Annotated in this window: 11 protein-coding genes and 2 tRNA genes; 7 read left to right on the top strand and 6 right to left on the bottom strand. The window is 68.9% G+C overall.

Annotated elements, in window-relative coordinates:
- Positions 1 to 20: 20 nt before the first annotated feature.
- The 6 genes from RN743_RS10830 to RN743_RS10805 form a co-directional block, all read right to left on the bottom strand.
- Positions 21 to 377 (bottom strand): hypothetical protein, encoded by a 357-nt coding sequence (locus tag RN743_RS10830; protein ID WP_310779785.1) that lies wholly within the window; start codon positions 375 to 377, stop codon positions 21 to 23.
- Positions 378 to 384: 7 nt separating this feature from the next.
- The gene (locus RN743_RS10825) at positions 385 to 978 is read right to left on the bottom strand and encodes a sigma-70 family RNA polymerase sigma factor (protein WP_310779783.1); all 594 of its coding nucleotides are present in this window, start codon (positions 976 to 978) and stop codon (positions 385 to 387) included.
- A 182-nt stretch (positions 979 to 1,160) separates the two neighbouring features.
- Positions 1,161 to 2,012, bottom strand: a complete 852-nt coding sequence (gene mutM / locus RN743_RS10820; RefSeq protein WP_310779781.1) for a bifunctional DNA-formamidopyrimidine glycosylase/DNA-(apurinic or apyrimidinic site) lyase — start codon at positions 2,010 to 2,012, stop codon at positions 1,161 to 1,163.
- Positions 2,013 to 2,016: 4 nt separating this feature from the next.
- Complete coding sequence (gene purD / locus RN743_RS10815; protein ID WP_310779778.1) at positions 2,017 to 3,345, bottom strand: phosphoribosylamine--glycine ligase; 1,329 nt, start codon at positions 3,343 to 3,345, stop codon at positions 2,017 to 2,019.
- 2 nt (positions 3,346 to 3,347) lie between these two features.
- Entirely contained in the window at positions 3,348 to 4,337 is a 990-nt protein-coding gene (locus RN743_RS10810; RefSeq protein ID WP_310779776.1) for a M48 family metallopeptidase, read from the bottom strand.
- 131 nt (positions 4,338 to 4,468) lie between these two features.
- On the bottom strand, positions 4,469 to 5,629 hold the full coding sequence (locus RN743_RS10805; RefSeq protein WP_310779774.1) for a cystathionine gamma-synthase: 1,161 nt from the start codon (positions 5,627 to 5,629) through the stop codon (positions 4,469 to 4,471).
- 173 nt (positions 5,630 to 5,802) lie between these two features.
- Between RN743_RS10805 and RN743_RS10800 the strand changes: the two genes are divergently transcribed.
- The 7 genes from RN743_RS10800 (at position 5,803) to RN743_RS10770 (ending at position 12,147) form a co-directional block, all read left to right on the top strand.
- Positions 5,803 to 7,179 (top strand): hypothetical protein, encoded by a 1,377-nt coding sequence (locus RN743_RS10800; protein WP_310779772.1) that lies wholly within the window; start codon positions 5,803 to 5,805, stop codon positions 7,177 to 7,179.
- Positions 7,180 to 7,186: 7 nt separating this feature from the next.
- The gene (gene glmS / locus RN743_RS10795; RefSeq protein WP_310779770.1) at positions 7,187 to 9,043 is read left to right on the top strand and encodes a glutamine--fructose-6-phosphate transaminase (isomerizing); all 1,857 of its coding nucleotides are present in this window, start codon (positions 7,187 to 7,189) and stop codon (positions 9,041 to 9,043) included.
- A 157-nt stretch (positions 9,044 to 9,200) separates the two neighbouring features.
- Positions 9,201 to 9,671 (top strand): DUF1232 domain-containing protein, encoded by a 471-nt coding sequence (locus RN743_RS10790; protein ID WP_310779768.1) that lies wholly within the window; start codon positions 9,201 to 9,203, stop codon positions 9,669 to 9,671.
- 37 nt (positions 9,672 to 9,708) lie between these two features.
- Positions 9,709 to 10,332, top strand: a complete 624-nt coding sequence (locus tag RN743_RS10785) for a hypothetical protein (protein ID WP_310779766.1) — start codon at positions 9,709 to 9,711, stop codon at positions 10,330 to 10,332.
- On the top strand, positions 10,329 to 11,804 hold the full coding sequence (gene cysS / locus RN743_RS10780; protein WP_310779763.1) for a cysteine--tRNA ligase: 1,476 nt from the start codon (positions 10,329 to 10,331) through the stop codon (positions 11,802 to 11,804). Before RN743_RS10785 ends, cysS begins: the two co-directional genes overlap by 4 nt.
- A gap of 103 nt (positions 11,805 to 11,907) precedes the next feature.
- Positions 11,908 to 11,980: transfer RNA gene (locus tag RN743_RS10775), tRNA-Thr, on the top strand.
- Positions 11,981 to 12,064: 84 nt separating this feature from the next.
- A tRNA-Tyr gene (locus tag RN743_RS10770) sits at positions 12,065 to 12,147 on the top strand.
- Positions 12,148 to 12,299: the final 152 nt, after the last annotated feature.

The following is a 12,299-nucleotide window of genomic DNA, read 5'->3' as shown; positions in this document are numbered from 1 at the left end:
GCGAACGCCGGGGCGGGAGACTAGGTGCGGAGCCTCGAGAGCGCGCGGTCGAGCGCCGGGTGGGGCAGGTCGACGTGCGCCAGGACGTCGCTCGCGAAGGAAGGCGCGGGGGGCCACCCGGGCAACTCCGCCAACCGGTGATCGAGCGCGACGCCCGCGAGGTCGATCCGCCCTGCGACGCCCTCCGCAAATCCGTCGGACGGCCGATGCGGGTCGAGCCCCTCGAGGAACGAGATGATGTCCCGCAGCGCCTCCACTTCCTTCCGGCACAGGGCGCACGCGGCCAAGTGGTCGGCCGTCGTCCCGTGCGCGGGCGACGCCGACCTCCGGCTGGCGAATCGCTCGATTTCCTCAGGTGTAAGATGCGGCAAGTTCACTCCTGTTCTAAGGCTCCGTCAGATGTACGAGAGCGGCCTTCAATTCGTTTCTCGCCCGGTGGATGTAGGTCTTCACCGTCCCGAGCGGGATCTCCATCACCTGCGCGATCTCGTCGTACGCGTACCCCTCGATGTGCCGCAGGAGGATCGCGGTTCGGTATTCGGGTCGCAGCCGTCCGATGGCCGCTTCGATCTCGGATCCGAGTTCGCGGGCCTCGAGGAGTTCGTCGGGTCGTTCGTCACCCGAGACCAGCGTGATTTCCGTCGCGGCCTGCCGGTCCGGGGTCACGGCGTCCGGCGCCCCGTGCATGGAAGCGACGTCGAGTTCCTTCTTGCGCAGATGATCTATCGTCAGGTTGTAGCCGATCTTGAAGAGCCAGGAGGAGAATTTGTAGGAGGGGTCGTACCGGCGGAGGTTGTTCAGCGTGCGGACGAACGTTTCCTGCGCCAGGTCCTCCGCCAGTTCACGGTCCCGCACCATCCGGAAGATGAGAGAGAAGACCGGACGTTCGAACCGGAGCACGATCTCGCGTGCGGCTCGTTCATCGCCGCGGAGGCACATCTCCACCAGCGTCTGCTCGCTGTGATCCGAGTAGTTCACTCGATCCTGCCCCTCCGGGTGGCGGCGACGGGCCGGCGGCGGACGGGTCGCCGCGAACGACGCGACACGCCGGGTTCCGGCCCACCCTACACGGCTCCGCGACCAATATGCGCGCCAGAGGCCGTCGCCGGCATGCGCCGATCCCATCGCGGGGCGAACGAAGCCGGTGTCGTGTCGCCGCACTAGCTCTGGCAGCTGGCGCAGAAGAACGAACTCCGTCCGGCCTGCACGATCCGGCGGATCGGTCGGGCGCAGGCCGGGCAGGCGACGCCTTCGCGCTGGTAGACGTCCAGCCGGGTCTGAAAGGAGCCGGAGCGGCCGTTGACGGCGCGATAGTCGCGCAGCGTCGTTCCCGCGCTCTCAAGCGCCTCGCGCAGGACCGCCCGCACCGCCCGATGCAGTCGGCGCACCTCCTCCGCGTCGAGCGAGCCGGCCGGCCGGCGCGGGTCGATCCTCGCGCGGTACAACGCCTCGCTGGCGTAGATGTTCCCTATGCCCGCGACGCGCCGCTGGTCCAGCAGGGCGTTCTTGATCGGCGCGCGCAGCGGCGCAACGATGCGGGTCAGGCGGGCGGCGGTGAACGTTCGGCCGAGGGGCTCCGGTCCGAGCGCGGCCTCCCGGGCTCTCCACGCCTCGGGCGTCAGCAGGTCGAAGCCGCCGAGGCGACGGACATCGTCATAGAAGAGCGTTCGGCCGTCGTCGAGTTCGAAGTCGAGGCCCGGATGCCGGAACTCCGCCGAGTCCGGACGTTGCGGGGCGAGCGCGAAGCGGCCGGTCATGCGGACTTGCACGCGCATCAACCGCTCCACGGGACCGTCGGGGCCGTCCGCCGCGTGGAGCGGGAAGAGCAGGTACTTGGCCCGGCGATCCGCGTCCCCGAAGGTGCGCCCGAACACGGCGCGGGAAAACGACCGCGCCGAGAGCCCTCCGAGGATCAGGTCGTCGTGATGGACCCGGGTGCGGCGGATCCGTCGGCCTCGGAGGAGCGGGGCGAGGTCCCGTCGCATCGTCTCCACCTCGGGAAGTTCCGGCACGACACTAGCCGTCCGACGTCTTTCCGGAGGGATGGATTCGCGCGGATTCGTCCGGCCCGAGGCGGTCGGGATTCAGTTCGTGCCAGCCGATGTCGGATCGGGAATGAGCGCCATCGAATCGGACCCGGGCCGCGGCTTCGCGGCTGCGCCGTGCGGCCTCTTCAAGCGTCCCGCCGAACCCGGTGATGCCGAGTACCCGTCCTCCGGCAGTGACCAGTCGACCCTCCTTCATCGCGGTCCCGGCGTGAAACACCCTCACCTCGGCGGGGTCGAAGTCCGGGATCTCGATCGGCCGCCCGGCATCCGAGCTTTCGGGATATCCGGCGCTCGCCATGACGGTGACGAGCGCGTGCCCGGGAGCGGCCTCCGGGTGCCAGCCGGCGAGCGATTCGCGGTGCGCGACCCGCAGCATCGGCTCGAGCAGGTTCGAACTCGTGAGCGGGAGTACGACCTGCGTCTCCGGATCTCCCATCCGACAGTTGAACTCGACGACGCGCGGCCCCGCGGCGGTCAGCATGAGCCCCGCGTACAGGAAGCCGCGATAGGGGGCGCCGGACTCGGCCATCGCGTCGAGGACGGGTTGAGCGATCTCGCGCCGCACTTCGTCGATGAAGTCCGGATCCGCCGGCGCCGCGGGCGAGTACGCCCCCATGCCGCCGGTGTTCAGGCCGCGGTCTCCCTCCCCGACCCGCTTGTAGTCCCGGGATGTGAGCAGCGGGACGGCGCGTTCCCCGTCCGCCAGGAAGAACACGGACAGCTCCACGCCGCGCATGAACTCCTCGATGACGACCTGCCCGCCCGCGTCCCCGAACTTGCGGTCGACCATCATCTCCTCGATGGCTCTCCGGGCCTCGCCGCGCGTCTCGCAGACGATGGCGCCCTTGCCGGCCGCCAGGCCCGAGGCCTTGACGACGAGGGGTTCCTCGTGGCCCGCGACGTAGTCCAGCGCCGCCGCGGCATCGTCGAACGTCTCGTGGTCCGCCGTCGGAACGCCGCAGTCGCGCATCAGTCGTTTCGCGAACGCCTTGGAAGCCTCCAGGCGGGCTCCGGCCCGGTCGGGCCCGAAAACGGGCAGGCCGGCCTCGGCGAAACGGTCGGCGACGCCCGCCGCGAGAGGCGCTTCGGGGCCGACGACCGTGAGGTCGATGCGCCGCGCCGCCGCGAAGTCGAGCAGGCCTCCGATATCCGCGGCGCCGATGTTGACGAGTTCCGCCGTGCCGAGCATGCCCGGGTTGCCGGGGGCCGCGTAGATCGTGGCGTCCGGCGCGTCGCGGCGCACGCAGTCCGCGAAGGCGTGCTCCCGGCCGCCGCTTCCGACGATGAGGAGGTTCACGACTAGCCTTCCGTGCGTCCCCGGAAGGCGCCCGTCAGCCGGTCTCGCAACCGATCCACCGCGGCGTCGACCTCGTCAAAGAGTTCGCGCGCGCCGTCCTGATAGCCCTTCGCCGCCTCCCGCAGATCCTCGCGATACGGGCGGTCGTCCTGCTCGTCCCGGTGCTGGTATTCCCCCGCCAGGATGCGGTCGTACGCGCCGCTCTCGATCCAGTCGCGCAGTTCGGCCACGCGGATGACGGCGAACGGATGCGTCTGGCCGAGCACGTTGAGCACCTTGTAGACGGCGTCGAGGAGATCGCCGCCGGCCCGGTACTCGTCGGACTGCGCGATGAACTCGTCGAGGTCCAGAGAGACGCCGCGCCCGCCGCCCGCAAGCTGCATCAGCGCGGACATCGCGACCTCCGGATTCTGCACGGCGAGGAGCCCGGCGCGGTCCGATGAGAGTTCGCTCTTCCGGTACCACTCCATGAGGCCCATGTAGATGGGCAGAAGCGCAAGGCCGGCGAACGAATAGCGGAGAACGACCAGGTTGAGCACCAGGATCAGCATGGTCCGGTAGAGCACATGCCCGGATATGATGTGTCCGACTTCGTGGCCGAGGACGGCCTCGACCTCATCCTCGGACAGGATCTCGAGCATCGAGGAATTGAGGACGATGAAGGGCTCGCCGAAGCCCACCGCTCCCGCGTTCACCAGGTGCGTCTGCGAGATGTAGCACTCCGGCGGGTTCTCCACGTCGAGTACCTCGCACACGCGCGCCAGGCGAGCGTGAACCCACGGGTACTGCCGCTCGGACGTACGCACCGCGTTGGCCTTGAAGGCGAGCCGGATCGCGCGCTCGCCGAACAGCGCGAAAAGTTTGCGCAGGAGGAGATCGAATCCGGGGATCTTGCGCAGCGTATTCAGCGCCGCCCGGTCCGCCGGGTGTTCCCATGAGACCGCGGCGATCTGCGTGAGGATCCGCCTCTGGTGTTCGTCGCCTGCCGCCATCCATCACCCCCTGCGCGTCAAGTCGCGCTCGTATGAGCCGGCCGATTCGCGGGGCCGGATTCCGCGCTCCCGCCTTTACGTCCGGCCCGGATTACCTGTTTCAACCGTCGGGACCGGCCCAGCCCCGCCGCTCAGAGACGGGCCAGGGCCTGCTCGATGTCCTCCGCGAGGTCGTCACCGTCCTCCACGCCCACCGACAGTCGGACGAGTCCCGGCCCCAGCCCGATCTCCCGCTTCTTTTCGTCGGGCACCGAGGCGTGGGTCATCGTAAAGGGAACGCACACGAGACTCTCGACCCCGCCGAGACTCTCGGCCAGCTGGAACACCCGCGTCGATCCGGCGAAGCGGTTGGCCCGGTCTTCGGTGCCCAGGTCGAAGCTCACCATCGAGCCGAAGTCGCGCATCTGCCGTCCGGCCAGTGCGTGTTGCGGATGGTTCTCGAGGCCGGGATAGCGAACGGATTCGACTTCATCGTGCCTCCGCAGGACGTCGACGACCCGCCGCGCGTTCCGGCAGTGGGCCGGCATCCGGAGGTGCAGCGTCTTCGTGCCGCGGAGGACGAGCCAGCAGTCGAAGGGGCCCGGCACGGCCCCGCTCGTCTTCTGCTGGAAGTGAAACCCCTCGGCGAGTTCACCGGAGTTCGTGAGCAGGGCGCCACCGATCATGTCGCTGTGACCGTTGAGGAACTTCGTCGTCGAGTGCATCACGACATCCGCGCCATCGTCGAGCGGACGCTGGAGAAACGGCGTCGCGAACGTGTTGTCGACGGACAGGACGGCCCCCGCATCGCGGGCGATCGCGGCGCAGGCCGCGATGTCCGTGATCGTCATCGTCGGGTTGCTCGGCGTTTCGACATGGATGAGGCGCGTCTCCGGTCGGATCGCGGCGCGCACCTGATCGAGGTCTCCCGTGTTCACGAAATCGAAGTCGACGCCGAACCGCTCCCACACGTGGCGCAGCATGCGGTCGACGCCCCCGTATACGTCCGCGCCGCAGATGAGGTGGTCGCCCGCGTTGAGCACCGTCTTGACGATCGCTTCCGTCGCGGCGAGACCCGAGGAGAACGCCGCGCCGTACCGCCCGTTCTCGAGAGCGGCCAGATTCGCCTGAAGGGCTTCGCGCGTGGGGTTCCTGACCCGCGCGTAGTCGTAACCCTCGCGTGGCGCGCCGACGGCGTCCTGCACGTAGGTCGATGTCTGGAAGATCGGCATCATGATCGCCCCGGTCACGGGATCGGGGCGCTGCCCGGCGTGGATGGCCCGGGTTCCGAACCGTTGGGCTGCTGGGTCCACGTCTTCATCTCCGGCTCGGGTGGAGGCAGACGACGCGTGGCACGACGCATCGCGGGTCGAGCGCGCAAGGTATTCCCACCGTGCGGGGAGGGCGACAGGAGAGGCCGCCGCAAGCCCCGCGGACGTCCAACCCTTAAGATGCCGCGTCCATCTCACGGTCGGTGGAGAACAGCGTGTCAAGGTCACTCATCGTTTCTGCTTCGGGGATTCGCGGCATCGTCGGGCGCGGGCTCACGCCCGACATCGCGGCGCGCTACGGAGCCGCGTTCGCCGCCCACATCGCCGCCGCGGCTCCGGGCCGGGGGCATGTCCTCATCGGCCGCGACAGCCGTGTCTCCGGGCCGGTGCTGCTCGACGCCGTGTCGGCGGGGGTACGGGCGGCCGGGCTGGACGTGTGCGACCTTGGAATCGTGGCGACGCCCACGGGTCTCCTCGCCGTGGAGGAGGACGAGGTCGCGATCGGCGGACTCCTCGTCACCGCCTCGCACAACCCGGCGCCGTGGAACGGGCTCAAGCTGGTGGCGCGCGAGGGGCGGTTTCTCTCGCCGGCTGCCGGACGGGATGTCCAGCGAACGTTCGAAGGAGAGATCGAGTACGTGGATTCCGCGCGCATCGGACGCAGAGGCGCGCGGGAAGGCGCCGACCGCGCCCACATCGAGCGGATTCTGTCGCTGCCGATCATCGACCGCGAACTCATCGCGTCGAACGCGTTCCACGTCGCGCTCGACTGCGTGCGCGGTGCCGGAGGGCCGATCATGCGCCCGCTGCTCGAGTGTCTCGGGTGTCGGGTCAGCGGGCTCGACCTCGAACCCGACGGCCGTTTCCCCCGTCCTCCCGAGCCCTTGGTCGAGAACCTCGGGAAGCTCTCCGAATGCGTCACGGAGGTGCGCGCCGACATCGGTTTCGCCGTGGACCCCGATGTCGACCGCCTGGCTCTTGTGGACGAGAACGGCCGTCCCGTGGGCGAGGACTGGACCCTCGCGCTCGCCGTCGAACTCGTCGCGGCCCGCGAGCCCGCTCCCGTCGTGACGAACCTCTCCGCGAGCCGCCTGATTCAGGACGCGGCGGATCGCGCCGGCGTACCGCTGCTCCGCACGCCGGTGGCGGAGGCGAACGTCGTCGCCCGCATGATCGAGGCGGGTAGTTCGATCGGCGGAGAAGGGAACGGCGGCGTGATCTACGGGGGACTGCACCTCACGCGGGACGCGCCGCTGGCTGCCGCCTTGATCCTGCAGTTTCTCGCGGAGAGCGGTTCCTCCCTCGGTGCCGCGGTCGACGAGCGACCTTCGTACCGGATCGTGAAGCGGACGATCTCCCGGGAAGGTCTGGGCATCGAGGAGGCGCTCGCCGCGGTCGCGGCCGCGGCCCCGTCCGGGGCGGTGGTGGATCCGCAGGACGGGATCCGGATCGACTGGCCGGATGGATCGTGGATCCACGCCAGACCATCGGGGACCGAGCCGATCTTCCGTATCATGGCGGAGGCGACCGGCCAGGCACTGGCGGACGAGCGCGCGGACTGGGTCGACGCGCTGGTCCGGGGCGCGGTCTGAGCGGCGGATGTGCGGGATCGTCGGCTACGTCGGGGCGGAGGAGGCGGCCCCCCTCCTGCTGAACGGGCTACGCCGCCTCGAGTACCGCGGATACGACTCGGCGGGCCTCGCCGTGCACACCGGTTCGGGGCTCGGTCTCCGCAAGTGCGCGGGCCGTGTCGACGATCTGGCGAACCGCCTCGCCGAGGCCCCGCTTCCGGGAACGGCCGGGATCGCTCACACCCGCTGGGCGACGCACGGCGCGCCCACCCGCGCCAATGCCCACCCGCTGACGGGAGACCGGGGCGAGGTGGCGCTGGTGCACAACGGCGTGATCGAGAACTGCGACGCCCTGCGAACAAAGCTCCTGGAGCTCGGCCACCGCTTCGCGTCGGAGACCGATACCGAGGTCGTCGCCCACCTGATCGAGGAAGCGTTCGATGGGAACCTCGAGCGCGCCGTTGCCGCCTCGCTGACCCAGGTGGAGGGCACGCTGGGGCTTGCCGTCATGAGCGTGCACGACCCGGCGCGGATCGTCGTGGCGCGCCGCGGCGCGCCCCTGCTGCTCGGGATCGGAGGGGCCGACGAAAAAGCGACCTGGGTCGCTTCCGATGTGGCGGCGGTCCTCGAGCACACCCGCGACATCGTGTACCTGGAAGACGACGAGATGGCCGTCCTCACCGCCTCGGGGCACCGGATCGTCGATCTCGGGAGAGGCCACGGCCGCATCGGATGGGAGCCCGTCCCGAAGGAAATCCGCCGCGTCGATTGGGATCTGAAGAAGATCGAGAAGGCGGGATACCCCCACTTCATGCTCCGCGAGATTCACGAACAACCCAATACCGTACGCGATGCGATGCGGGGCCGGTTGCTGGCGGAGGAAGGCACGGCCCGGCTCGGCGGGCTCGACGAATTCCGCCGGGAGATCGACGCGGCCGAGCGCATCGTCCTCACGGGGTGCGGGACGAGTTGGCATGCGGCGCTCGTCGGAGAATACCTCATCGAGGCGCTCGCGCGCCTTCCGGTCGAGGTGGAGTACGCCTCCGAGTTCCGATACCGGAACCCGATCCTCGCTCCGGGGACCTTGGTGGGCGGCATCTCCCAGTCGGGGGAGACCGCGGACACGCTCGCGGCCGTGCGCGAAGCCGGCCGGCTCGGGGCCCCCACATTCGGGGTCGTCAACGTGGTGGGCTCGACGATCGCACGGGAGACGCGCGCCGGAATCTACACGCACGCCGGCCCGGAGATCGGCGTCGCTTCCACGAAGGCCTTCCTGGCGCAGGTCGTTTCTCTCGCACTCCTCGGCCTCATGATCGCAAGGCGGCGCGGGATGAGCCGCCCGGAGGGCCGCGTTTTCGTGCGCGCCCTCGAAGGCCTTCCCGCCCTCATCGAGGAGGTCCTGGCAACGGAAGACCACATCCGGCGGGTGGCGGAAGAGTTCGCCCCCGCGCGCAACTTCCTCTATCTGGGGCGGGGCCCGAACTTTCCGATCGCCCTCGAGGGGGCGCTCAAGCTGAAGGAGATCTCCTACATCCATGCCGAGGGATACCCGGCGGCCGAGATGAAGCACGGGCCGATCGCGCTCATCGACGAAGACATGCCTGTCGTCTTCATGGCTCCGCGCGGCGCCGTCTACTCGAAGGTGCTCGTGAACATCGAGGAGGTGAAAGCGCGCGGCGGCCGCGTGATCGCGCTCGTGAACCGCCGGGAGACCGATCTCGCCCGGAAGGTGGATCACCTGATCCAGGTGCCCGCGACGCGGCCGCTCCTGCAACCGATCGTCAACGTCGTTCCGCTGCAGCTTCTCGCCTACCATATCGCCGTCCTGCGAGGCTGCGACGTGGATCGTCCGCGGAACCTCGCGAAGACCGTGACGGTCGAGTAGCCCCACGGACGCTGGCGACCCCGCCACCGGGGAGAGTGAAGGGGTTACAGGCGGAAAGGGCCGGTTGTATGTTTTGGGCGTCGCGTCCGCCGCCGGGCCGTACCCATCGGGCTGGCCGCCCGGTCGCGTGGTCCGGCGGGATCGGGATTGGAAGGGGATGCCAAGCGCCTACCTCCAGTGGATGAAGGATCAGGTCGCGAGATACGCGGGCACGCTCCGTGACGTCGTCATCCTCGCGCCCGTCTACGGTTTGTTGATGTTCACCCTCATGAAGGATCCGCGCCTGACCCGGCAGCAGCGGATTCTGGTGGATGCGGCCATCGCCTACCTCGTGAGTCCGGATGACGTGATTCCGGAGGATGAGGTCGGGCCGTACGGTTTTCTGGATGATGTTTTCTGCTGTGCGTATGTGACGCACCGGATCGGAGAGGAGCTTGGCTGGGATGTGGTGGAGGAGCACTGGACCGGCGAGCGCTCGGCGCTCGAGGTCTCGAACCATCTGCTCGCCCGCGAGCGGGAACTGCTCGGCGGGGCGGGTGATGACGTTCTCGAATTCGCGGGGCTCCTCGACCGGCGGTCGGACTCCGAAGCGGAACGCCCCCAACTCGTCCTCCCGGCGGCCGGCTAGCCGGAGCGGCGGATCGCGGATCGTCGCGGCCCTGGTCGTGCTCGCCGGGCTCGTCGGCGCGGAGCCGGTGGACGCCCAGTATCGTCTGACGGCCCCTTCCGGCAGCTTCGTCGAGTTCGAGGCCGATGTTCTCCTCCGCTTCCGGGACCGTTCCGACTCTCTCATGACCGATCTCGTGGAGGATCCCCACGTTCTCTACTTCCCTTCGTTCGGGCGGGATCTTGACGAGTCCGAGGCGCGGGACGCGTGGCCATGGAACGCGGTCGAGGTGGTGACGGATTCGAGCGCCGCGCTGGTGATGCCGGGGAACCTGAGGGAGGCCGGCCGGGCGTACGAGAGCTACGCGGTCCTGCGAATGCATGCCGTGCGTCAGGATCCCGACGTGGCCTGCGAGGTGCTCGTCTCACGGGAGGTCGAGGCGGTCGACGGATTCGTTGACGGGTGGATCGCGGCGCGACTCCTCTTCGGCGGGCCCGCCTACGAGCCGCTCGACGAACTCGCGTTGGCGCGCGAGGCCGGTGTCCTCCCGGGACTCATCCTCGACCGGTCGGATCGTCAGCTGGGCGGGTGTCTGCAGATGTCGCGCGAACGTGGCGCGGAGGACATCGCCGCGTACCGCGTCTGGCGAACGGAACGCTATCTGCCCCCGGGCGGGCGATGAGTCTCCGGCTCTACGACTCCCTTACGCGCCGGCTGCGCCTGTTCGAGCCCCTCGAGCCGGGCCGGGTGCGCATGTACACCTGTGGGCCCACCGTGTACGACCGCGCGCATATCGGGAACTTCCGCGCCTTTGCATGGGAAGACCTGCTTCGTCGCTACCTCCGGTTCAAGGGATATGAAGTCTGCCAGGTCATGAACCTGACGGATGTCGATGACCGGACGATCGCGGCGGCCTCCGCCCGGGGCGTGCCGCTGGCCGAGGTCACCGACCCCGTGATCGAGATGTTCCTCGAGGACTGGGACACGCTGGGGCTCGAGGAACCCGAGCATCGGCCGAGGGCGACCCGCTTCGTCGCGGGGATGATCCGGATGATCGAGTCCCTCTCCGAGCGCGGACTCACCTACGAAAGCGAGGGTTCGGTGTACTTCGCGATCGGGCGTTCCCCCGGGTACGGGCGGCTGGCCGGGATCGACTGCGGAAGCCTCACGGCGACCGGCAGGGCCGCGGGGGACGAGGAGTACGACAAGGATGATCCGAGGGACTTCGTCCTCTGGAAGGGTGGCGACCGCGGCGCGGATGATGCCGTAGCCGTGTGGGATTCTCCGTGGGGTCCCGGCCGGCCCGGCTGGCATCTCGAGTGCTCGGCGATGGCGATGCACCACCTGGGCGAGACGCTGGACATCCATACCGGAGGAGTCGACAACCTCTTCCCGCACCACACCAACGAGATCGCTCAGTCGGAAGGGGTGACGGGGAAGACGTTCTCGCAGTTCTGGCTCCATGCCGAGCACCTTCTGGTGGAAGGCCGGAAGATGTCGAAGTCGCTCGGAAACTGCTTCACGATCCCGGATCTGGTCGAACGCGGACACGCGCCCTCTGCGATCCGGTACCTGCTGCTCAGCGGACACCATCGGACCCAGCTGAACTTCACCTTCGACGGCTTGGAAGCGGCGGCCAAGGCCGTGACCCGGCTGCACGAGTTCAGGAACCGCGTGCGGGAGGCCGGCGGGGGGGAGATCGATGCGTCGACGGACATCGGAAAGGTCGCGGCGCGAGCGGGCGCTGCGTTCGAAGCGGCGATGGACGACGACCTGAACGTGAGCGAAGCGCTTTCGGCGGTGTTCGGGCTCGTGCGGGAAGCGAATCACCTGCTGGACGCTACCCATCCCCGGGCCCCCTCGGGCACCGAGGCCGCCCTCGCCGTGATCGACGGGTTCGATCGTGTCTTCGGGGTGCTGGCCGTGCGGGATCGCGAGTCATCCGGGGGCGATGACGAACTCGTCGCGTGGGCGACGGCCCGCGTGGGCGAGCGCGAACGTGCCCGGGCGAGCCGGGACTTCGCGCGCGCCGATGCGATTCGCGCCGAACTCGAAGCCCGTGGGGTGATCGTGGAGGATCTGGCGGAGTTCACCCGCCTTCGGGTGGGTGGGCGCACGATCCAGATGCCGCGTCCGCTTCGGACGGCCGGATGAGGCGCTGGCGCCCGCGGATGGCGGTCGAATCGAGCGCCCGAAAAACACCTTGACGGTCAGCCGTGCATGCCCCTATGTTAGAAGACTATTGTGCGGAAGGGTCGCTGGCGTAGCTCAACCGGTAGAGCGTCGGATTTGTAATCCGGAGGTTGTGGGTTCGAGCCCCACCGCCAGCTCGGTCGAGTCGGACGAACAGCCGCCCCGAAGCGGCGAACCCTGGAACTCATCGATCGGGCGTCGATCGGGCGCCAGGCACCGGCGGTGGGGTACCGAAGCGGCCAAACGGGGCAGACTGTAAATCTGCTGGCTTATGCCTTCGGAGGTTCGAATCCTCCCCCCACCACCTTCACGAGACCACTGACGAAACAAGGGGCGTAGCCCGCGCGCGAACAGGAGGAGCGCCCGGCGCGGGGGTCACTCCGCCGAACCCGTAGTCCGAGAGGAGAACGAGGGGCGATGGCGAAGGAAAAGTTCGAGCGAACGAAGCCGCACGTG

The organism is Candidatus Palauibacter scopulicola (assembly GCF_947581915.1).
Lineage (GTDB): Bacteria > Gemmatimonadota > Gemmatimonadetes > Palauibacterales > Palauibacteraceae > Palauibacter > Palauibacter scopulicola.
This window is presented reverse-complemented; position numbering and strand designations above follow the sequence as displayed.